We start from the raw sequence: 23,450 nt of genomic DNA, 5'->3' as shown, positions 1-23,450 counted from the left end.
GATGTCTGACCAATCCTATCTGCAACAGATACAGTCCATTGAGGGCAAAGTGCACCAGCTGGTACAACAGTTCCAGGCAGAGCAAGAACGGCTTCAGGCAGCCCACCAGGAAATAGCGCGCCTCCAGCAAGTGATTCAAGACAAAGATGCTGAGATAAAAAACTTTCAGAATCAAGATAATATTAGTAAAATTGTACAAACCATAGCAGTAGACACCACCAATTCAACGGAGTTGAAGCTAAAAATAAACGAGTACTTGCGCGAAATTGACAAGTGCATCGCTTATTTAAGAGATTAGGAAACGGGCTGGCTGGTTGCGGTTGTTTGTTCTCATTAATTTATAGCGTGCTTGCACGCGCATATACCAATTTAGAACCTTAGGCTTGTGATGCGGATTTTTTACATTTTCACTACAACGCACGGCAACCTGTCAACAAACAAACGCGCCACGGCAGCACTAAAAGCATTTGGGCATGAGTGAGTTATCTATACGAATCAAGATAGCCGACCGCGAATACCCAATGCGGGTAAACGAGGACGAAGAAGAAAGGCTACGGCAGGCCGGGAAATACCTGAACGAACGCATCAGAATGTTCAGAGAGCAGTTCGGGATTCATGACAAGCAGGATTTGCTGGCCATGATTGCCCTGGAAACCGCCGCCGACAAAATAAAAACGGAAGATACTTCCGTTGAAACCCAACAAACGTTGGAACAGAAACTCTCTTCTTTGAACCAACTGCTCTCATCTCTGCAGCTCGGATAATTCACCGTCCGCTCCGCTTCTTGAGCTTATTTTGGCTTTGCTTTTGTAAGTGAAATAGGCTAGGCAAAGGTTCTGCGGTAGCATTTTTAGAGTCTCGTAGTGGTACTACGGGACGAGAAAAAGGCAAACGCAGGTTCTTTGATTAGCCTGTTGCAGCACAAAATCAAAGGTAAAACAAGCTCTAAATTGGCACGGTGTTATTGCTATACTTAAACCCTTTAAGTTATAGTATATGACTCTTTATATCATTTTAGCAGCCGTAATAGGCGCCGGCATAGGCTTCTATGCCGGCCGCGTGCTGCTCCTGAAGCTGTTCAAGGAACAGGAAGAACAAGCCACTGAGCGCGCCAAGCTCATCATCCGCGAAGCGGAAGTAAAAGCCGAAACCCAGAAGAAAGACAAGATGCTGGAAGCCAAGGAGCATTTCCTGAAGCTGAAAGCAGAGCACGAGGAAGAGGCCAACCGCAAGAAGAACATCATCATCCAGAATGAGAACAAGGTAAAGCAGCGCGAGCAGTTCATTACCAAGCAGCAGGAAGACCTGAAGAAAAAAGAGCAGGAAACCGACGCCCTCAAAGAGAAACTGAACCAGCAACTGGACGGCTTCAACAAGCGCAAAGAAGACCTGGAAGCCCAGTTCCGCGACAAACAAGCCAAGGTAGAGCAAGATCACCACGAAATCCTGAGCCGCCTGGAGCGCATCGCTAACCTGAGCGCCGAAGAAGCCCGCGAGCAATTGGTGGAGAACCTGAAGTCAGAAGCCTCTACCCGCGCCTCTTCCTACATCAAAGACATTGTGGCCGAGGCCAAGCTCACCGCTACCAAAGAAGCCAAAAAGGTAGTGATTGAGACTATTCAGCGCACCGCCGCCGAGCACGCCATTGAGAACTGCGTCTCTATCTTCAACATTGAGTCAGACGATATCAAAGGCAAGATCATCGGTCGGGAAGGACGTAACATCCGGGCCCTTGAAGCAGCCACCGGCGTGGAAATCATTGTAGACGACACCCCAGAGGCGATTATCATCTCTGGTTTTGACCCGGTACGACGTGAGATTGCCCGTCTTTCTTTGCACCGCCTGGTAGCCGATGGTCGTATTCACCCGGCCCGCATTGAAGAGGTTGTTTCCAAAACCAAGAAAAGCATTGAAGAAGAGATTGTGGAAATTGGAGAACGTACCGCCATTGACCTAGGAATTCACGGTCTGCACCCAGAACTGATCAGAATGGTGGGCCGTATGCGCTTTAGGTCTTCTTACGGCCAGAACCTGTTGCAACACTCCCGCGAGGTAGCCAACCTTTGCGCCACTATGGCCGCCGAATTGGGGCTGAACGTGAAACACGCCAAACGCGCCGGTCTGTTACACGACATCGGGAAAGTCACCACTGAGGAACCGGAATTGCCGCACGCCATCATTGGTATGCAACTGGCCCAGCAGTACAAAGAACACCCAGACGTGTGCAACGCCATTGGCGCTCACCACGACGAGATTGAGATGACGGCCATGATTTCGCCCATCATCCAGTCCTGTGATGCGATCTCCGGCTCCCGCCCTGGCGCCCGCCGCGAGATTATGGAGTCGTACATCAAGCGTTTGAAAGAACTGGAAGAAACCGCTCACTCGTTTGACGGCGTGAACCAGTGCTACGCCATCCAGGCGGGCCGCGAGCTCCGCGTGATGGTAGACGCCGAAAACGTCACCGATGAACGCGCCCAACAGCTTTCTTTTGACATCTCCCAGAAGATTGAGAAAGAGATGCAATACCCCGGCCAAATCAAGATCACGGTCATCCGGGAAATGCGCTCGGTATCGTACGCCAAGTAGTTTCTAGTTGTTAGTTATCAGGTGTTAGCTTTTTGTTTCAAGGCTGATTTCTGAAAAATAGGTTAAAAAGCCCCTCTGCTAAAATGTAGAAGGGCTTTTTAGCTTATGGATATTTTATGTAGGGCAATCTCTAGTGGTTGCCCTAACGGTGATAGCAGCAAAGGGCAACCCACCAGGGATTGCCCCTGCAGGAATTTAGGAAATTGCCTCAAACTAAAAACGCCCCTGCACTTAAAGTGCAGGGGCGTTTTTAAGCTCATTTCAGGAAAACAGGTTCAAAACCGTTTACCTCTTTATGATCTCGCCTGGAAGGCGTTCAGCATCCAGAGGGTTTTCTCCAGGGTATTCAGGTTATCGCTGATGAGGCTTTGGGTTCCTTCGTCGTCATGCTCGGCGGCCAGGGCCATTACCTCGCGCTCCAGTTGAATAATCTGCCCAATGTTCTCTACGGTGGCGCCAACGGTGTCTACATCAGAGGAAAGGTTCTTTCTCTCCTGCACGGTAGAGGTTGCCAGAAAGTCTGAGAAACTGTGCAGGGGTACGTGGCGCAGGGTTAAGATGCGCTCGGCAATCTCGTCAATGGTTTCAAAGGCAGCGGTGTACAGTTCTTCAAATTTCGCGTGCAGCGCGAAGAAGTTGCCGCCTTTGATGTTCCAATGGAAGGCCCGCAAATTCTGGTAGTACACGTGGTAGTTGGCCAGCAGTTCATTGAGTTTAACCGCCAGCTCTTTGGTGTCTTTGCGCTCCAGTCCAAGTTCGTTATGTGATTCCATAGTGTTTGTATTCTTTTTAAAGGTACGTTCTGCCTTCCCATACGGGAAAACCGGGGCAAATGGTTAAATTGATTGCATTGATAATCTTCTTACAATTATCATCTATATCTATTACCTTAGCCTAAGCTTAGTTTTAGGTCTGTTTTCAAGAAAACAGCTTAAAAACGGCCTGCTCCTTGGGGCCTTACCTCCTTCTGAAAAGGAGCAAAATCTTCGTTTACGAGCCGTTTTCAAGAAAACAACCCCAAAAAGCACCGTACTTCATTCTCTCAATCATTCCTTCCAAAATGACCCTTACCCAACTGGAATACCTGCTTTCCGTAGACACGTACCGGCACTTTGCCACCGCCGCTGAGAAATGCTTTGTGACGCAGCCCACTCTGAGCATGCAGATTCAGAAACTGGAAGAGGAACTGGGCGTGCAGGTATTTGACCGCAGCCGCGTGCCCGTAAAACCCACCGAACTGGGCAAAGAAATCATTGCGCAAGCCCGGGTGGCGGTGGCCGAGTTCAGGAAGATTGAGGAATTGGTCAACGTGCAGCGCGACGGCATTACCGGCGAACTCAGAATCGGCATTATCCCAACGCTGGCACCCTATTTGGTACCGCTGTTCATCACCTCGTTTATCCAGAAATATCCGCAGGTGCACGTGACCATCCAGGAACTGGTCACCCACCAGATTGTGGAGAACCTGCGGCTGGAATTGCTGGACGTAGGCCTGCTGGTAACGCCGCTGCACGACAAAACCATGGTAGAGGTGCCGCTTTTCTACGAGGCGTTTGTGGGTTATATGCACCCCTCGCACCCGCTGTCAAAACAAGAAACCATTACCGCCGAGTCCATTGACCCCGCCGATTTGTGGCTGCTCAACGACGGGCACTGCTTCCGGAGTCAGGTGCTGCAACTCTGCAACCGCGCCAAAGGAATCCGGAACGTACACCTGGACTACGAGAGCGGCTCGCTGGAAACCCTCAAGCGCATTGTGGAAACCCAGAGCGGCATGACGCTGCTGCCCGAACTGTCCGTCCAGGATTTGTCAGACAAAAAGAAAGCCATGGTGCGTCCCTTTGCCGAACCCCAACCCCTGCGCGAGGTAAGCTTGGTGGTGCACCGCAGCTTCCTCAAAAAACGCCTGATTGAAGCCCTGCGCGGCGAGATTGTAACCCACGTGCCAGACGGACTGAAAGAGCGGAACCCGGTGCGGGTGGTGAAGATTAAGTAAACTGTTCTCTCAATGCTCTAGAGAAATTAGGCCGTCTTGCAGATTAGGTTTGCTGAAGTGCACCATCCTTCTCCTTTCAGCTAAATTCATGAGGCATCCAGTCATCACCACTGTTTTAGGCTTGTTTTCAGAAAAACACGCCTAAAACAGTGGCGTGCTATACAATTGTTACCTTAACCCCCATTCCTTGTAAGGTCTTGGACGTGTGCTCAGAAATACCTTTATCAGTAATGATCTCGTCTATTTCCTCAAATCCACAGATGCGCCCAAAACCCCGTTTGCCAAATTTAGAGGAGTCTGCCAGCACAATGGTTTTCTGGGAAACATTGATCATCTGCCGGTTCAGGTGTGCTTCCATCACATTGGTAGTGGTTAAGCCGAACTCCAAATCAATTCCATCTACCCCTAAAAACAACTTACTGCAGGAAAAATCAGCCAAGATGCTTTCTGCGTAAGGCCCTATTACGGAAGAGGAACTTCTCCTCAATATACCTCCTAGCTGCATCACCTCCACTTCAGGGTAACGAAGTAGTTCCTGCGCCACATTAAGTGCCGAAGTAATCACTGTTAGTGTTTTGAGCAAATGTGGCTGAATGTTCTTTGCCAAGGCTAATACCGTTGTTCCAGAGGCAATTAAAATAGAGTCATTGGGTTCAATCAATTTTGCGGAGGCCATTCCAATACGGTTCTTCTCATTGATCTGAATATGCTCTTTCTCGTTCACCGGCCGGTCAATGGTGTAGGGGTTATTCTGGGTTGCCCCGCCATGAGTCCTGAAAAGCAACCCTTTGTCCTCCAGCAGCTTCAGATCTTTCCTGATGGTAACAGAAGAAACGCTGAGCTCGTCACACAGATCTAGCACGTTTACCTGTCCCTTATGCTGCAGCTTAGTGATGATATGCTGGTGCCTTTCGGTTATATTAATCATTTGCAGAAAACTTAAAACAAAACGAAACAAATAAAACCCTTCTACACTGATAAGACAAATTAAAACTAATTAACTACTGAAACCAACTGTTAGAAGAACATCATCCACCAACTTCTACCCCACCTTCACCAACTCTAGCTACAAAATGTTGCAAAGATCTTAATCCTCCTCCATTTTAATGCACTCACGCTCAACAGAACCCCACTCCTAGGAAAACTTTAAAAGTTAGTCACAAAAGTATGAAGCCAATCAATCAACTGGTTAGTGACCAGTGTTCTAACTTTTTCAGAACCTTCTCTTCTCCTCATTCACTCTCCCTTCATGAGACTATATCTTCTCTAAAAGTCTGGATTCAATATGCTAATAATAGCAATTCTACTCTGTTATTTGAAATTTTAACAAAAAGTATATCTCCAAAATAAAATATTTTACCACTTTCATTTGTTTTTAGCAAACAAGTAGCATATCTTTAAAACGAAAGAAAAAGAAACATCATTACCATTAACCGCAAACCACTTGAAAGGAAAAGAATCTAAAAATTTGTTTTTTAAAAGAGATAAATTCCTGCAGGAAGTTGAAAACAAAGCTACTGTATGGGACATGATCGTCATTGGAGGCGGTGCCACAGGCCTAGGAGTAGCCCTAGACGCTGCTTCGCGTGGTTTCAAAACGTTATTATTAGAGCAAGCAGATTTTGCAAAAGGCACTTCCAGCAGAAGCACCAAGTTAGTACACGGTGGAGTCCGGTACTTGGCCCAAGGTGACATCAAGCTGGTATATGAGGCTCTTTATGAGCGTGGGCTACTGCTACACAATGCCCCGCACCTGGTAAATATACAGTCTTTTGTGATCCCTAATTATAGCTGGTGGAATGAGATAATGTACGGGGTGGGCCTAACCGTATATGATTTAATGGCCGGCCGCTACCGCTTCCACAAAACCACATTGCTTTCAGGCAAAAAAGTAGCCAGGCTGTTACCCAACATTCAGGTAAACGGGCTAAAAGGAGGCGTCCAGTATTTCGACGGACAGTTTGACGATGCCCGCCTGGCCCTAAACCTTGCCCAAACCTGCGCCGAACAAGGAGGCGTCTTATTAAACTACATGCCAGTAGTAGAACTCCTGAAAGACAGCAAAGGCAAAGTAGCAGGGGTAAAAGCAAAGGATCTGGAATCTGGGCAAGAGTACCAGCTAAAAGCCAAAACGGTGGTAAACGCCACCGGGGTCTTTGTGAATGAGATACTGCAGATGAATGCCCCAACGCAACAACCGCTGGTACGCCCCAGCCAAGGCGTACACGTGGTATTAGACAGTTCTTTTCTGGAAGGAAACAATGCCCTTATGATTCCCAAAACCCCAGACGGGCGGGTTCTATTTGTCGTGCCTTGGCACAAACACCTGTTAGTAGGCACCACAGATACCCCTCTGAACCAAAATAGTCTGGAGCCTATGGCGCTGGAGCAGGAGATAGATTTCATTCTGGAAACCGCCGGGAAGTATCTGGTTCGCAAACCAAGCAGAGCCGATGTTCTTAGTGTCTTTGCCGGATTACGCCCCTTGGCCGCCCCCACCAAAGACACTAACAGCACCAAAGAGATCTCCAGAAGCCATAAACTATTGGTTGCTCCCTCAGACCTTATCACCATTACCGGCGGCAAGTGGACAACCTACCGCAAAATGGCTCAGGACACAGTAGATAGGGCTATAGAATTAGGGATTCTGCCCAACAAAACGTGCGTTACCGCCTCTCTGAAGATTCACGGATACGAAGCCCCACAAACGAACTCTGAGCACTTGACAATATATGGATCAGACAAAACCTTCATCCAGGAATTAACAAACAGGTTCCCTGAACTAAGCCAACCATTGCACGAGCGGTTTCCTAACATTGCGGCTGAAGTAATTTGGGCCGTACAAAATGAAATGGCCAGAACCGTTGAAGACGTTTTGGCCAGAAGGATGCGTATTCTGTTCTTAGATGCCCGGGCTGGCATTGACATGGCCTCCAAAGTGGCACGTCTGATGGCAGAGGAACTAGGCTACGGCGAAGAATGGCAGCAGCAGCAAATAAGAGATTTCACTTCCTTGGCCTCCAACTATCTCCTTGAACCTTATACTCCTGCTTCGGCCGGCAAAACCCCAGCTCAATACATTAGCTTCAAAAACTAAAGACAATGGCAAAATTTATACTTTCCTTTGACCAAGGCACCACTAGTTCCCGCGCTATTGTATTCAACCAACAGGGGAATATTGTTTCCTTAGCCCAGAAGGAATTTAACCAGATCTTTCCTCAGCCCGGCTGGGTGGAGCATGACGCCAGTGAAATATGGTCAACCCAGGTGGGGGTAGCCGCTGAGGCCATGTCTAAGGTGGGCTTGCGGGCAGAAGACATTGCCGCCATAGGCATTACTAACCAACGGGAAACCACCGTCGTGTGGGACCGCAGAACAGGAGCTGCCATCTGCAACGCCATTGTCTGGCAGGATCGTCGAACCGCCGCCTATTGCGACAGATTGAAAGAACAGAACCTGGAGGAAATGATCCAGCAGAAAACAGGCTTAGTGATTGATGCTTATTTCTCCGCCACCAAAGTAAAGTGGATCCTTGACACCATACCCGAAGCCAGAAAAGAGGCAGAAGCCGGGCACCTGGCGTTCGGCACTGTTGACTCTTGGCTTATCTGGAATCTTACCGGAGGGAAAGTGCATGCCACAGATGTCACCAATGCTTCCCGTACGCTTCTGTTCAACATCCACACGCTGGATTGGGATCAGGATCTCTTAGACTTGTTTGATATTCCCGCCAGCATGTTACCCAAAATAACCTCCTCCAGTGAAATAGTTGGCGAAACTTCCGCCTCTCTGTTTGCCACCCGCATTCCCATTGCAGGTATTGCCGGCGACCAGCAGGCGGCTTTGTTCGGGCAGATGTGCACCAAGCCCGGCATGGTGAAAAACACCTATGGCACTGGCTGCTTCATGCTGATGAATATTGGCGAAAAGCCCATCCTGTCTACCCATAAACTGGTTACCACTGTGGCTTGGAAGATCAAAGACCAGGTACATTATGCATTGGAAGGCAGCATTTTCATTGCAGGGGCAGTTGTGCAATGGCTACGTGACGGCCTGGGCGTTATCTCCAATTCTGCCGAGGTGGAGGCGCTCGCTCAGAAGGTAACCAGTAGTGAAGGAGTTTATTTTGTTCCTGCCTTTGCCGGATTAGGAGCCCCGCACTGGGATCAGCACTCCCGGGGTACTATGGTAGGCATGACCCGTGGCACCACTTCAGCGCACATTGCCCGCGCCGCCCTGGAAAGCATTGCCTATCAAACCATGGAAGTATTAAGAGCCATGGAAGCCGATGCTGGCATAGAGATAAAAGAGCTAAGGGTAGACGGCGGGGCTACAGAAAACAACCTACTCATGCAATTCCAAGCCGATATATTAAGTGCCCGCGTGGTGAAACCTGCCATTACAGAGGTAACAGCTATTGGGGCAGCGTATCTGGCAGGACTCGCCACTGGTTTCTGGAACAGCGTGGAAGAGATCCAGGAACAATGGGGAATCAATAAGAGCTTTGAAGCAACCCCAGATCAACCTACTGAAGCTCTAACGGAGGGCTGGTTCCGGGCTGTCCGGGCCGCCAAAGTTTGGGCCCAAGATAGTCAACCAGAACAAATCACCTCATTAACCTAACGCATCCATGTCAGCATTTACGGCCGAAGTTATTGGGACCATGTTTCTGATTCTCTTAGGGGGAGGCGTAGTGGCCAATGTGATTCTGAAAGGCACCAAAGGGAACAACAGCGGATGGATGGTTATTACCACCGGCTGGGCTCTGTCTGTTTTTGCCGGAGTAGTGATTGCCGGCCCTTACAGTGGTGCCCATTTGAATCCGGCCGTTAGCATAGGCCTGGCAATTGTGGGCAAGTTCGCCTGGAACCAGGTTGGCTTGTACGTTGCAGCCCAATTATTGGGGGCCATCTTGGGAGCCTTCTTAGTATGGCTTATTTATAAGCCTCATTTTGAGGCTACCGAAGATCCATTGGCTCAATTGGCAGTATTCAGTACCGGCCCTGCTATCCGCCACCCTATCGCTAACTTGTTCAGTGAAGCAGTAGGTACTTTTGTTCTCATTTTCGTGATCCTTTATATTACTGAGCCAGAAATGGGTGACCAGAAAACGCCTATCGGCATGGGTTCACTGGGTGCTCTGCCAGTTACTTTCTTAGTATGGGCTATTGGCTTGTCGTTGGGGGGCACCACCGGTTACGCCATCAATCCTGCCCGTGACTTAGGGCCCCGGATCGTGCATAGCCTGATTCCTCTAAAGAACAAGTGCCAAAGTGACTGGCACTATGCCTGGATACCAGTGGTGGGGCCTCTTGCTGGTGCAAGTTCTGCCGCCGCTTTGTATTTGCTTCTACAATGATCTATCGTCTTGAAGGCAAAGCCCAGCCTTATGTTAGGCTTTTGTTAAGCCAGCCTGCAAAAAGCTTCATTACTCTAAAAGTACTGTAGTTTTGGATCAGTGACAAAAGACAAATTGATACAATAGGTCATAATATTGCCCCTTACTTTAGATACACTTGATAGCTAAACTTCTACTTTGAAAACTATAGATAACAACACCTCTTCTTCGACTGCATCCACTAAAAGGAGCATTTTTGCGCCTGCTCCTCACATTGAGGAACTTCCCTTGCAACGCATAGACCCGGAGTACAAACGGCTACGGTTCCAGGTTTTCTTGGGAATATTCCTGGGCTATGCTGGCTACTATCTGGTGCGCAAGAACTTCTCACTGGTCATGCCTGATTTTGTGGCTCAGGGATACTCTAAAGCCGATTTGGGCTTTGCGTTGTCTGGCGTATCTATTGCTTACGGCCTCAGTAAATTCCTGATGGGTAACGTATCTGACCGTAGCAATGCCCGGGTATTTTTAAGTGTGGGGCTACTGCTATCGGGGCTGATCACTATTGTGATGGGGGTAGTACCATTTGCGACCAGTTCCATCCTCATCATGTTTGTGCTCCTGTTTCTGAACGGCTGGTTCCAGGGCATGGGTTGGCCACCCTGCGGCCGGGTAATGGTGCACTGGTTCTCCACCAAAGAACGCGGCACTAAAATGTCTATCTGGAACGTGGCCCATAACGTGGGGGGCGGCTTGGTAGGCCCAATTACCATTGCGGCCGTCGCCATCTTTGGCACTTGGCAAAGTAAGTTCTACTTCCCCGGCATGATTGCCTTAGGCTTTGCCGCCCTTGCCTACTTACTAGTCCGTGACACCCCGCAGTCATGTGGTTTGCCCACCATTGAAGCCTACAAAAATGATTACCCGGCTCACTATTCTGCACACCAGGAACAAGAATTAACTGCCAAGCAAATATTCTTTGAGTACGTGTTCAACAACCGCGTGCTCTGGTATATCGCTTTTGCCAATGCTTTTGTGTATCTGGTGCGCTATGGCATTTTGGATTGGGCACCTACCTATCTGGAAGAAGCGAAAGGCTTCTCTGTAAAAGAAACCGGTTGGGCCTACTTTGCCTATGAGTATGCGGGCATCCCAGGCACTTTGCTGTGCGGCTGGATCAGTGATAAAGTTTTCAAGGGCCGCAGGGCTCCGGCCACCATCATTTACATGGTACTGGTATTGGTAGCAGTATTGGTGTATTGGAAAAACCCACCTGGCAATATAGCCATAGACAACATTGCCTTGATTTCTATTGGATTTTTGATTTATGGCCCGGTCATGCTCATTGGGGTGCAGGCTCTAGACTTGGTTCCAAAAAAAGCTGCTGGGACAGCGGCTGGGCTAACGGGCCTGTTCGGCTACTTGGGAGGAGCGCTTTTCGCCAATATTGCAATGGGTTTGATTGTAGATAAGTGGGGCTGGGATGGAGGCTTTATTTTGCTGGTTGCTGCCTGCCTTTTGTCAATTGTCTTCACAGCCTTTACCTGGAAGAGAGAGAAACAACACCTTAATCTTAGATAGACCTAACCATCTGTTTCACAGCAACATACTAAACGCACATGAAAACATTTCTACAACCATCGTCGCAACTTAGGCATAGCCTGAGTAAAGGCATATTACTTGGCTCCTGTCTTCTGTTCTTCGGTACAGAAGTGCTTGCAAGCTCAGTAGAATACGTTGCATATTTACAGCAAACTACCCAACAAGCACAAGTGCCGGTAAAAGGCAAGGTAGTAGACCAGACAGATGGCTCCGCAATGCCTGGAGTAACTGTTTTTGTAAATGACCAGGCAGTAGGTATGACCAACGTTGATGGCACCTTTCAGGTAAGCGCCGCAACAGGTGCCACTCTGTCTTTTACATTTATTGGGTATCAACAGCAAAAATTGGTTATCACTAAGCCTGAAACTAATCTTACCATTAGGTTAGCAGCTGATGCCACACAAATTAACGAGGTAGTGGTCACTGCCTTGGGTATTACCCGTGAACAGCAAGCCTTAGGGTATTCTACTGCCACAATACAAGGGGAAACCCTGACAGAAGCTATGCCTAATAACTGGACAGACGCTTTAACCGGTCGTGTCGCTGGTCTAAACATGGTAAAGTCTGGCGGTGGCCCTACTGGTTCCAATAGAATTATTTTGCGGGGCGAGAATGATTTGGGTGGTTCAAGTGAAGCTTTGATTGTGGTGGATGGGGTGATTATCAATGGTGGCAGTGGCCGTGCAACTGGTACCGGAAGCACAGCTTACCTTCAAAGCGATAGCCCTGTAGACTTTGGAACAAACTTAAATGACATCAACCCAGAAGACATTGAAAGTGTAACGGTTCTGAAGGGGCCGGGTGCCACTGCACTGTATGGTTCAAGAGGGGCAAATGGCGCTGTCATCATTACTACCAAAGATGGAAAGCCAAGAGTAAAAGGATTAGGCGTCTCTTTCAATTCTAACTTCTCTTTGGAAACTATTAACCGCTGGCCAGACTACCAAAATGAATATGGGCAGGGAGATGAAGGGGTTAATTACTACTCTTACAACAATACCCTAGATGGTACTAGCACACGTAGTACCAGTTCTGCCTGGGGTGCCAGATTTGATGGTCAAATGTTCTATCAATATGACCCGGCAACCCAAACAACTGGTACAGAGCGTACTCCTTGGGTACCTTATAAAGATAGCCGCAAAGACTTTTTTCAGACGGGAAAAACCCTCACCAATACAGTTACATTGGATGGAGGTACAGCCAAAACTGCTGTTCGTTTTTCACTGACCAATGTTTCCAATGACTGGATAATTCCAAATACAGGATATAAAAGAAACACAGTGGCTTTATCTCTTAATCAGAACGTAACAGATAAGCTTAAGATTTCCAGCAAGATAAACTATACAAACAAATACAGTGACAATTTACCATCAACAGGGTACAACAATCAATCTATCATGTATTGGGCCACGTTGCAGGTTCCTAATGGGAACGTTGATTGGTATAAAGATTACTGGAAACCTGGCCAGGAAGGAATTCTTCAAAATTACCCGTACAGCAGCTTGATTGACAACCCGTACCTGATTGCCTATGAAATGCTGAATAAATCTAACCGGCACTCCATTACAGGTAACATCCAGGCTACATATGATTTCACCAAGGAGCTAAGCTTGATGGTACGCACTGCCATGGACTTTTCCTATGAGCAGCGTTCACAACGTCGGCCTAAAGACACTGAGAAGTACAAAGAGGGTATGTACCGCGAGCAGAACATCTTCTCCCAAGAAATGAACTATGACTTTTTGCTGAGGTACGGCAGAAATCTAGGCGACAGATTTGAGGTCTCTGCATCATTGGGAGGCAGCAAAACCAAGAACCGATATGTCAAAGATGAGCTAAGAGCCGAAAGATTGATCTTCCCACAAGTATATAATTTTGCTAACAGCCGAGATGTACTGTTGAATTACCCTTACCGTTCAGACGTGGAAATGAATGGTATTTATGGATTAGCAACAGTTGGATTTGATGATTGGCTGTTTGTGGATTTGACTCTCCGGAAAGACTGGTCTAGTACTTTGGCGTCAAGAGGAAAAGATCTGCCCGAGATAAAGCCCTACCCTTCTGTTAGTGTAAGTACCATTTTGTCTGAGGTGATCCCTATGCCTGCTTCAATCTCCCTGTTAAAGCTACGTGGTTCATGGGCAGAAGTAGGGAGCGGCGGAATGAACCCTTACTATACAACCTTTGCCTATGAAGTTGCCACTGGTTTCCCTTCAGGCTTATCAAACCCTAGTGCAATACCTAACGCGAATCTTTTACCCCTGAGAACTGAAAGCGTGGAGTTTGGTTTAGATGCCCGCTTCTTTAAAAGCAGAATAGGGCTTGATGTTGCCGTTTACCGGAACAACACAAGAGATCAGATCCTACGGGTACCTATTGACAGATCTTCAGGCGCTAATTACCAAATTCTGAACGCCGGGTTGGTGAGAAACCAAGGAATTGAGATACAGGCCAACGGCTCTCCTCTTAAAAGCAAAAATGGATTGAACTGGAATATGTTTGCTACTTATTCAGCAAACCGCAATACTGTTATTGAACTCTCTGACAGCTTAACTACCTACCAATTACAAAGAGGGCCAGGAGGACGTGGCTCTGTGGAGGCAACGCCAGGTGGCACCATGGGTGACATCTATGGCAGAGGGTACCTTCGTGCACCAGACGGCCAGATCATCTATGAGAATGGCTACCCTGTGTTAACCAATGACATCATGTACTTAGGAAGAGCTGTACCAAAATGGAAAGGGAGCATTGGCCAAGAATTCAGATATAAGCAATTCCGTCTGAATATCTTATTTGATGGTTCATTTGGTGCCAAAGCTTATTCACTTACCCATGCTACCTTGGCAGAACAAGGTAAAACCAAAAATACTTTACCAGGTCGCTACAACGGAATAATTGGTAATGGGGTGATCCAGAATGGAGACGGTTCTTTCAGACCAAATGATGTTGTGGCAGAGAATATCTGGACATATTACACTGCCCACTTTGGCCGTGACAACGTGGAAGGAAACTTATTCAGTACAGACTTCATCAAGTTACGCGAAGTTCGTCTTGATTATACATTACCAACCAGCTTTATCTCCAAATTAAAATTAGAGAAAGCTTCTATTGGTATCTATGGCAGAAACCTTTGGATCATCTCAGACTGGCCTGCCTTCGACCCTGAATTCGGAACATTGAACAACGGTACCATTGATGCGGGCTATGAATTAGGTCAGTTCCCTTCTACCATGACCACAGGTGTTAACCTGAACATTAGTTTCTAAAACATTAGACAAAATGAAAAAGATAAAATTAATAGCACTCTCTCTTCTAACGGTAGTGGGCATGTCTACGCTCAACTCCTGTACAGAGGATTTTGAGGAACTGAACACCAACCCTAATACTAGTCCATTTGCCATGCCAGAGTCATTGCTGGCCCCTGCATTAACAGACATGGTAAAACGCAACTTAGACCGGGCACTGCGTCTGAACAATGAACTTATGCAAGTGCATGTTGCCCGTTCAGATAATGATGAGATTCACCGGTATGTGGTTCGGTCTGCAGAAGCAGACTACATGTGGAACAACTGGTACACCCAGATCACAGACTTCAAAGACATCTATAGTAGTGCGGAGGTGTTATCCAGAACCTATCCAACCCAAGCTTACCATAAGACTTTTATGGGTGTAGGGTTAATCTGCGAGGTTTGGGCTTTTTCACTGTTAACAGACATGTATGGTGATATTCCTTATTTTAACGCTAACAAGGTAAAAGAGGGGATTTTAATGCCTGCCTTTGACAAACAAGAAGCCATCTATGCCGATTTATTCCGGAAGTTGGAAGAAGCCAACACGCTTCTATCTGTAACTAATGGAGATTTCCCTTCTGAGTTAAAGCCATTAGACCCATTGTATAATGGTAGTGCAACCAACTGGCGTAAATTTGGCAACTCATTGTATTTACGGTTACTATTAAGAGTATCTGGCAAACCAGATAAGATAATAAACAATGAGATGACAGCGGCTGAAAAAATAGGACAGATGGTTGATACCAGCCCTGCTACCTATCCTATTATTTCAAGTAATGCAGAGTCTGCTATTTTGCGGTTTACTGGCACCGCCCCTTATCAATCTCCTTTCCAGACCGTACGGGATGCTGACTGGAATACTGCCCAAAATCTGGCTGAGTTTTTTGTTAATAACCTAAATGAATGGGGTGACCCGCGTATTACCGTTTGGGCAACCTTGAGAGAAGGCCGTTATGCAGGAATACAAAGTGGTTATGAAACAGGTAGGTTACCGGCTGCCCAGTCTTCCTATCTCCCTGCTTTAAGAACTAACCCTTTGTTAGGGAATATCCTGAACTATCCTGAGGTGCAACTTATATTGGCAGAGGCTGCGCTCAAAGGATATATTGCAGGCAGTCCTAAAACCTATTATGAAACTGGCGCTACCAATGGCATCACCCTTTGGGGGCTAACAGTACCTGCTGGTTATTTAACAAATGAAGAGGTAATGTGGGAAGAAAATTATGAATTTGAAAAGAAGATGGACTTGATCCACCTTCAAAAATACTATGCCCTCTTCTTTACTGATTTCCAACAATGGTATGAGTACCGCAGAACAGGGCACCCGGTTTTACCTATAGGCCCCGGCGTACAGAACAATGGTCAAATGCCTTCTCGCCTTAACTATCCGCTATATGTTCAGAGCCTAAACCGCGAGAATTATTTAAAGGCGGTGGCAGACCAAGGGTCAGATGATATCAACACTAAGGTGTGGTGGCAACAATAGACCTTGCCTATAATTCTTGGATCAATTGAAATCCATCATTAACATTCTATTAAAATGAAAAACAAGATATTTCAGCTTTTCGCTTTCGTATTGGGAGCATTGGCCTTCTCTTCCTGCATGGAAGAAGATGAAAATAATGCCATTGGGCAGCCAAGCCCTTATATGTCTGTGGCAGATGTTAGGGCACTGTATAGGGGCGAAGATGTACAACTAACCACAGACAAAATGGGAGGAGCCCATCAAGTGGTAGGGGTTGTCATCTCTGATCCAGCATCAGGCAATTTCCCTGCTGGTCAGGTTGTCATCCAGAACAGCAGGAGAAGGCTAACCAGGGGAGTTATCCTTGACTTTGGTTCTGCAACTGCTCCATTTGTCATAGGTGATTCCGTTGTGGTAAATACAGAAAGTGCCACCTTAACGAGTGTGAACGGTGCGTTACATATCAAAGGGCTTTCACTTGCCAGTGTAACAAAAGCTAAATCTGGGATAGAAGTTACGCCCCGCGTAGTGAACCTGGAAGCGTTAACCGCTAAGCCAGGTGAGTATGAAGGCACATTAGTGAGAATTGTAGCTGGTAATGCCACGCCAACCCCTGGCCGCTCTGCTAAATACAGCGGTGACAAAAAGTTGACGGATGGTAATGGCAACAACATCATCCTGCATACAGAACCAACTGCTTCTTTCGCAAATGAAAGGTTATGGGCAAGCGCCACCTATACTGGCGTTCCATTGATGGGGATAGACCCTCAAACACAGGAACCCACCGTCTTTTTTTCATTACGTAGTATTAACGATGTAGAAGACCCAAGTGGCCCGTTATACCCAGGTTTCCCTGAAGGATTTAATGATCCTAGCTTGCTTAAAGATAGCTACAACATGAACCCTTTAAGAGGGGTAGTAGATAACACGGTTAATTTTAGTACAGGCTCCTGGAAGCTTTTCTACTCAATTGTTGGACAAACACCAGGTAGAGATAGATTTACGGGTACTTGGGGTATTAGAATGCAGGATAACCGACCAGAATCGCAGAGCCCTTATGTGCAGATGAATTTTGATCTGCCAAACGGCGCATCTAAAGTAACCTACATATATGGAGCCTACTACACAGATGCCTCTAGCACTTGGTGGATTGAATATTCACAGGATCAAGGTAAAACTTGGAAACAAGTAGGCCCTACCATGACAGAAGCTGGCAACTGGACTAGAACAGCAACTGTGTTGATGGATATTACCGGCCCGGTTCGCTTTAGATTATTTAAAAAGGGCTTAGGGGCCACACAAGCCCCTAATATCTTCAACGGTCGTTTTGCCTTTGATGATTTCGCTATCTACTCCAACACTGAATGATTTTTTTAAAGAGAGTGCACCATTTATCATAGGATAGATGGTGCACTTTTCATTTTGCCAGAAGCTACTTAAACAGGATTAGAGAGTTATTATCTGCCTCGTTCCATCATATTGTACTTTCTGCTGTTGCCTTGGACTCAACAGGTTTCCTCATTTTCACGGTACCACATTGATTAAGTACACTTGGGGCAATGCTCATTAGAGCCTGCTTTTCTAAAACTAGGCCTTAAACGGCAATGCAATGGTTAGAAAACAAGAGGACATTTTTTATTGGCTGGAACCTTCCAACACCGGTAAGTTCATCTTACTTCTAGCGATCTCTATTCCCCTTTTTATTGCTTCTCACAAGGGCACGGCGCTATTTAATTCAATCTAGAAACAACATTTATAATATGAAGCTGTTTAGAGTTTTTCATTAACCGGCATTTAAAACAATTCCTCTGGGGCAAGCGTCCGCTTATGCCCTTACTTTTAGGCTACTTTTATGAAAATAAGCCAAAAACGAGAGGTTTATCAGTACACTGCCGCATACAGATGCTTGTACCGTCGTTTTTAGGCTAATTTTACAAAAACAGACGTAAAACTCTAAACAGCTTCTATCAGAAAATATACCATGTTTAAAACAAAACTTGCCTTCCTTTTACTGCTGTTCGCGTTTTCAGCCTGTAAAACGGAAGATGATCCAGTCAAAAGCGAGGGAGTTACCCCATACTCTGCTTCGTTAAATGACCTCATCTTCACCAAGCTTGACCAGGTAGGAAGCGGGATCACCTCTCCGGTCATTATGGATAGATTGGTTTCCATGATAGACGCTGCGCCAGAGCAATCATCTTTACACCTGAGTATTTTCGGATTCACCCACAGTGGCGTCATCAGTGCCTTAAAAAGAGCCAGTGAGCGGAACGTCAACTTACACATAATGGTAGACATGAGCCGCGAGGAAACCCAGGCTGAAAACCCGCCTACCGTAAATGAAATAAGGGGCTTCCTTAAGCCTAACTCAGAAATAGTGATTGTCACCAGTGATGCGGGCGGCTCCTCTATCAACCACAACAAATTCGTGATTTTCTCTGAGTTGAATACCCCAGACGGAAAGGCCGAGAATATGGTATTCCAAACATCCCACAACTTCACAGAAGCCGATTCAAAGAAGATTCAGGAAGCCACCGTTCTGTCCAATAAAGGATTGTACCAAGCATACCTCAGCTACTGGAATGACATGAAAGCCAAGGCTGCCAGCGGCATGAAGAACTTTGAGTACCGCGAGTTTGAAGACCCAAGCGCAGGCATCACCGCTTATTTTTTCCCCAAAAGAAAAGATGGCAAAAACTACGGTACAGACACCGTCATTGATATTTTAAACCAGATCACAGAGCCCTCTACCGCCCTCATTAGAGTAGGCATGTCAGACTGGAGCGCCGCCCGCATGAATGTAGTAGATAAGTTGGAAAGCCTTATTGACCAGGGTGCAACCGTAGAGGTGATTGCCAAAAGCACCGCCGCGCCAGAAATACAGGTGGCGTTAAATGACCTCAAAAAGAAAGGCGCCTATATCAAAATCTATAATCTCACCTTGTCTAACCAACTCAAGATAAATAACCACTCGAAGTTCATGCTCATCAAAGGAAAGGTGAAAGGGGAGCAGGCCACACTGGTATTGACAGGCACTCACAATTATACCGGCAATGCGGTGTATTATAACAACGAGGTAATACTCTTATTTAAGAACAACAAACCATTCTTTGACTCCTTCATGACTTATTACAATGAAATGAAGAAACTTCCGGGCATAGTTAAATAAGCCCAGAAATCAATTTAGCATTGATAAATCCTGAGATTTCTGATTAGTGGCTGTTTTGGTAAAAACAGCCACTAATCAGAAATCTATATTCTTATTCATAAAGTTGCGCCTTCCGCATCGGGACTAGTAATTACAGACTTACCATGAGTACCCTAACACGCAAAGCAGTCCTTCTTTTCACCCTTTGCCTTCTCACCTGGCAGGGAGTCACCGCCGGAACAAAGGAGCCAGCCGGTAATAACCAAAACGACCAGGAAAAGGCCACGTATGCCTTGATCAAACGGGTGCTTCCCAAGCACGCGAACCAGTTCAAAATCGCTTTCATCCCTAAAGACGGCGACAAGGATGTCTTTGAGTTGGAAGGCAGGAAAGGCAACATCATTTTGCGCGGAAACAACGGCGTTTCCATTGCGAGTGCCCTTCACCATTACCTCAAAACCTACACCAACTCGCACATCTCCTGGAACGGCTCCAACCTGAACCTTCCTAAAAAACTACCGGCGGTGACGCAGAAGGAACGCAAGGTCACCCCTTACAAATACCGTTACTACCTGAATTACTGCACCTTCAACTACACCATGAGCTGGTGGGATTGGGAACGCTGGCAGTGGGAGATTGACTGGATGGCCATGAACGGCATCAACATGCCGCTGGCGGTCACGGGGCAGAACTCCATCTGGGACCGGGTGTACAAGAAAATGGGCTTCACCGACAAAGACTTAGCCAGTTTCTACAGCGGCCCCGCCTACTTCAACTGGTTCTGGATGGGCAACCTGGACGGCTGGGGCGGCCCCCTGCCGCAGTCCTTCATGCAACGCCACGAAGACCTGCAGAAACAGATTCTGGCGCAGGAACGCGCCTTGGGCATGACCCCTATCCTACCCGCCTTCACGGGCCACGTGCCGCCTTCTTTCAAAGATAAATTCCCCAACGCCAAACTGAAGAAGACCCGCTGGCAAGGTTTTGAGGAGGTCTATATTCTGGACCCTGATGACGAAATGTTCACCACCATTGGGAAAGAATTCATCCAGGAAGAGATCAACACCTTCGGGACAGACCACTTCTATTCAGCCGACACTTTTAACGAGAATACCCCGCCCACCAACGACTCTACCTACCTGAACGACATCAGCAAGAAAGTCTACCAGTCCATGGCGGCGGTAGACCCTAAGGCCACCTGGATCATGCAGGGTTGGATGTTCTCCTACTCCGCTAAATTCTGGCAACCCACCCAGATACAGGCCCTGCTCAATGCCGTGCCCCATGACAAGATGATTGTGCTGGACCTTTACAGTGAAAGCAAGCCTGTCTGGAGCCGCACCGACGCTTACTACGGCAAACCCTGGATCTGGAACATGCTCCACAATTTCGGGGGGAACGTAAGCATGTACGGCCGCATGAACAGCGTGGCCAACAATCCGGCCACCGCATTACAAGACCCTAAATCCGGGAACATGCTGGGCATCGGCTTAACCCCAGAGGCCATTGAGCAAAATCCGGTCATGTATGAACTCATGCTGGAGAACGTGTGGCGCAGCACTCCTATAGACCTAAACACTTGGCTGCCCAATTACGCTCAAAGACGTTACGGGCAGAAAAATGCGGCCGCTGAAAAGGCCTGGGAAATCTTGCGGAACACGGTGTATGATGGCGCTATCAAATCCGGGGGGCCAGAGTCCATCATCACCGGGCGGCCTACCTTTAACAAGAAGAACCGGTGGACGGACACTGACAAAGCGTACCGCCCCGCAGATCTGATTCCCGCCTGGGAAGCCCTGCTGGCGGCCTCAAAAGAACTGAAGAACAGCGAAGGTTTCAAATATGATTTGGTGGATGTCACCCGCCAGGTGCTCGCCAATTACGCAGACACCCTGCAACAGCAATTCGCGCTGGATTACAAGAACAAAGACACCGTGGCGTTCAGAAAGCGCAGTGAGCAGTTCCTGATGGTCATAGAAGACATAGACCGGTTACTAGCCACCCATGACGATTTCCTGCTGGGGAATTGGCTCAACGCCGCGAAAGCCTGGGGTAAAACCGAAGAAGAGAAAAAGCTCTTCGAGAAAAACGCCCGCAACCTCATCACCCTCTGGGGAGACAAGAACAGCGTGTTGCATGATTACTCCTGCCGCCAGTGGGCCGGCATGCTCACCGGGTTCTACAAGCCCCGCTGGAGCCAGTTCTTCACGCATGTGAACGCCGCCATGGCCCAGGGTAAAACGATGAGCCAGAAAGAGTTTGATGAGAAAAGTAAAGGGTGGGAATGGCAATGGGTCAACAGCAACGAGCCTTACGTAGACAAACCCAAAGGCAACTCCCTAGAAGAAGCCAGAAAGCTCTACCAGAAATATCAGCCGTTTCTGAAAAGCCAATACGCTCTGCTTTAACTGGGTTTACCTTAAAACGCACTAGAAGCAGTGCAAGAAAAAAGAACGATACCACCGGCGAAAACCAAGGCAAAATCTATGTTTCCGTTTTAGAGCTCTTTCCCAGAAAACGGCCCCGAAACGAAGCATAACCTTTGTACGCCAGACCTCCCTTACAAATAACAAAATTCAGTATAGTAGCCCCCCGTTTACTTAAAACAGATGAAAAGAAGATCCTTTATCCAGAGCCTGCTGTTTTTCTCTGGTGGTCTGGTTTTAACTGGCCCCAGTGTTTTCGCCGGAAACAAAAAAGGCAAGCAAACCTTAAGCGGCACGGTGCGGGCGCAGGGCAAGAAACTGGCGAATGTGGCGGTCTCTGACGGGTTCACGGTAGTGAAAACCAACCGGCGCGGCCAGTACGAACTTCCCTTCAACCAACAGGCCAGGTTCGTTTTTGTGTCTATCCCGGCGGGGTATGCGTTCCCCCAGGAAAAAGGCCTGGCCAAGCATTATAAGCCCATCACCCAAAACCAGAAAGCCACCTATGATTTCGAGTTGGCTCCCTTGTCTCAAGACGATAAAAAACACTCCTTCCTGATTTGGGCAGACCCCCAGATCAGGACCAAGGAAGATGTGGCGCTCATGATGCAGGACTCCGTGCCCGATGTGCAGAGACTGGTGCAAAGCATGGGCCAAGACACCCTGTTGCACGGCATTGGCGTAGGCGACCTGGTGTGGGACAACCACAAGCTTTTCGCAGATTACAACAAGGCGGTGGCGGCCATGGGCATTCCGTTCTTCCAGGCGCTGGGGAACCATGACATGGATTACCGGTTAGGCGGAGACGAAACCTCAGACGCCACCTTCCAGAAGACGTACGGCCCCACCTTCTACTCCTTCAACCGGGGCCAGGCCCACTACATCGTGCTGGATGACGTGCGGTACCTGGGCACCGAACGGGACTATGACGGCTATATCTCAGAGCAGCAACTGAACTGGCTGAAAGAAGATTTGCGCCACGTTCCCAAAGACCACCTCGTGATCATCAATGCACACATCCCCATCTCCAACCACGTCAAGAACAGAGAGGATTTGTTTGCGCTGCTCAAAGGCTACCAGGTGCACATCATGACCGGCCACACCCATAACAACTACAACATGATCAGAGAGGGCATCTACGAGCACGTGCACGGTACCGTGTGCGGTGCCTGGTGGTCTGGCCCCATCTGCACCGACGGCACCCCCAACGGATACGGCGTGTATGAGGTGGAGGGCAACGAGCTTAAATGGTATTACAAGCCCACCGGCAAAGACAAGTCTTACCAGGTGAAGGTACATGTGGAAGAACTCACCAACCAGAAACGCATGATCGCAAACGTCTGGAACTGGGACTCGGCCTGGAAAGTAGAATGGTATGCCGATGAAAAGTACATGGGCACCCTGCAAAGCACCAAAGGATTTGACCCTGAGGCCGTACGCACCATGCAGGGAGAAAAGCTGCCCGCCCGCCGCGCGTTTGCCGAGCCCAGCAGAACAGAACACCTGTTCATGGCGCACTTCGGCCCCGAGGTCAAGAAAATAAGGGTGGTGGCCACAGACCGCTTCGGGAACAAATATGAGAACACGTCTGGGTAG

General features: G+C 47.8%; 16 protein-coding genes. 14 read left to right on the top strand and 2 right to left on the bottom strand.

What is annotated here, in order from left to right; all coding sequences use genetic code 11:
• Nucleotide 1: 1 nt before the first annotated feature.
• From HHO50_RS19555 to rny, 3 genes are all read left to right on the top strand, one after another.
• Nucleotides 2-298, top strand: a complete 297-nt coding sequence (locus tag HHO50_RS19555) for a hypothetical protein (protein WP_181308682.1) — start codon at nucleotides 2-4, stop codon at nucleotides 296-298.
• 175 nt (nucleotides 299-473) lie between these two features.
• Nucleotides 474-764 (top strand): cell division protein ZapA, encoded by a 291-nt coding sequence (locus HHO50_RS19550; RefSeq protein ID WP_181308681.1) that lies wholly within the window; start codon nucleotides 474-476, stop codon nucleotides 762-764.
• Nucleotides 765-996: 232 nt separating this feature from the next.
• The gene (gene rny, locus HHO50_RS19545) at nucleotides 997-2,589 is read left to right on the top strand and encodes a ribonuclease Y (protein WP_181308679.1); all 1,593 of its coding nucleotides are present in this window, start codon (nucleotides 997-999) and stop codon (nucleotides 2,587-2,589) included.
• A 293-nt stretch (nucleotides 2,590-2,882) separates the two neighbouring features.
• On the opposite strand, the gene HHO50_RS19540 is transcribed toward rny, so the two are convergent.
• Complete coding sequence (locus tag HHO50_RS19540; protein ID WP_181308677.1) at nucleotides 2,883-3,362, bottom strand: Dps family protein; 480 nt, start codon at nucleotides 3,360-3,362, stop codon at nucleotides 2,883-2,885.
• A gap of 287 nt (nucleotides 3,363-3,649) precedes the next feature.
• Between HHO50_RS19540 and HHO50_RS19535 the strand changes: the two genes are divergently transcribed.
• A complete protein-coding gene (locus HHO50_RS19535) occupies nucleotides 3,650-4,585 on the top strand; it encodes a hydrogen peroxide-inducible genes activator (RefSeq protein WP_181308674.1) in 936 nt (311 codons plus the stop codon).
• A gap of 157 nt (nucleotides 4,586-4,742) precedes the next feature.
• Here the strand turns inward: HHO50_RS19535 and HHO50_RS19530 are convergent, their stop codons facing one another.
• On the bottom strand, nucleotides 4,743-5,513 hold the full coding sequence (locus HHO50_RS19530) for a DeoR/GlpR family DNA-binding transcription regulator (protein ID WP_181308671.1): 771 nt from the start codon (nucleotides 5,511-5,513) through the stop codon (nucleotides 4,743-4,745).
• A gap of 540 nt (nucleotides 5,514-6,053) precedes the next feature.
• On the opposite strand from HHO50_RS19530, the gene HHO50_RS19525 reads away from it, so the two are divergent.
• From HHO50_RS19525 to HHO50_RS19480, 10 genes are all read left to right on the top strand, one after another.
• Complete coding sequence (locus HHO50_RS19525) at nucleotides 6,054-7,682, top strand: FAD-dependent oxidoreductase (protein ID WP_370457652.1); 1,629 nt, start codon at nucleotides 6,054-6,056, stop codon at nucleotides 7,680-7,682.
• Between the two features lie 5 nt (nucleotides 7,683-7,687).
• Complete coding sequence (gene glpK, locus HHO50_RS19520; protein ID WP_181308669.1) at nucleotides 7,688-9,208, top strand: glycerol kinase GlpK; 1,521 nt, start codon at nucleotides 7,688-7,690, stop codon at nucleotides 9,206-9,208.
• Nucleotides 9,209-9,215: 7 nt separating this feature from the next.
• The gene (locus tag HHO50_RS19515; RefSeq protein WP_181308667.1) at nucleotides 9,216-9,944 is read left to right on the top strand and encodes an MIP/aquaporin family protein; all 729 of its coding nucleotides are present in this window, start codon (nucleotides 9,216-9,218) and stop codon (nucleotides 9,942-9,944) included.
• A 177-nt stretch (nucleotides 9,945-10,121) separates the two neighbouring features.
• Nucleotides 10,122-11,504 carry a glycerol-3-phosphate transporter gene (glpT, locus tag HHO50_RS19510; RefSeq protein ID WP_219921606.1) on the top strand — a complete coding sequence of 461 codons (1,383 nt, stop codon included), beginning with the start codon at nucleotides 10,122-10,124 and terminating at the stop codon, nucleotides 11,502-11,504.
• A 38-nt stretch (nucleotides 11,505-11,542) separates the two neighbouring features.
• Entirely contained in the window at nucleotides 11,543-14,791 is a 3,249-nt protein-coding gene (locus tag HHO50_RS19505; protein WP_181308665.1) for a SusC/RagA family TonB-linked outer membrane protein, read from the top strand.
• 13 nt (nucleotides 14,792-14,804) lie between these two features.
• Nucleotides 14,805-16,301, top strand: coding sequence for a SusD/RagB family nutrient-binding outer membrane lipoprotein (locus tag HHO50_RS19500; RefSeq protein ID WP_181308664.1), 1,497 nt, complete (start codon nucleotides 14,805-14,807; stop codon nucleotides 16,299-16,301).
• Nucleotides 16,302-16,355: 54 nt separating this feature from the next.
• Complete coding sequence (locus tag HHO50_RS19495; protein WP_181308662.1) at nucleotides 16,356-17,648, top strand: DUF5689 domain-containing protein; 1,293 nt, start codon at nucleotides 16,356-16,358, stop codon at nucleotides 17,646-17,648.
• Nucleotides 17,649-18,261: 613 nt separating this feature from the next.
• Nucleotides 18,262-19,449, top strand: coding sequence for a phospholipase D-like domain-containing protein (locus tag HHO50_RS19490; RefSeq protein ID WP_181308660.1), 1,188 nt, complete (start codon nucleotides 18,262-18,264; stop codon nucleotides 19,447-19,449).
• A gap of 143 nt (nucleotides 19,450-19,592) precedes the next feature.
• The gene (locus tag HHO50_RS19485; protein ID WP_181308658.1) at nucleotides 19,593-21,836 is read left to right on the top strand and encodes an alpha-N-acetylglucosaminidase; all 2,244 of its coding nucleotides are present in this window, start codon (nucleotides 19,593-19,595) and stop codon (nucleotides 21,834-21,836) included.
• A 201-nt stretch (nucleotides 21,837-22,037) separates the two neighbouring features.
• Nucleotides 22,038-23,450 (top strand): calcineurin-like phosphoesterase family protein, encoded by a 1,413-nt coding sequence (locus HHO50_RS19480; RefSeq protein WP_181308656.1) that lies wholly within the window; start codon nucleotides 22,038-22,040, stop codon nucleotides 23,448-23,450.

It is taken from the genome of Rufibacter sp. XAAS-G3-1 (assembly GCF_013623775.1).
Taxonomy (GTDB): domain Bacteria; phylum Bacteroidota; class Bacteroidia; order Cytophagales; family Hymenobacteraceae; genus Nibribacter.
This window is presented reverse-complemented; position numbering and strand designations above follow the sequence as displayed.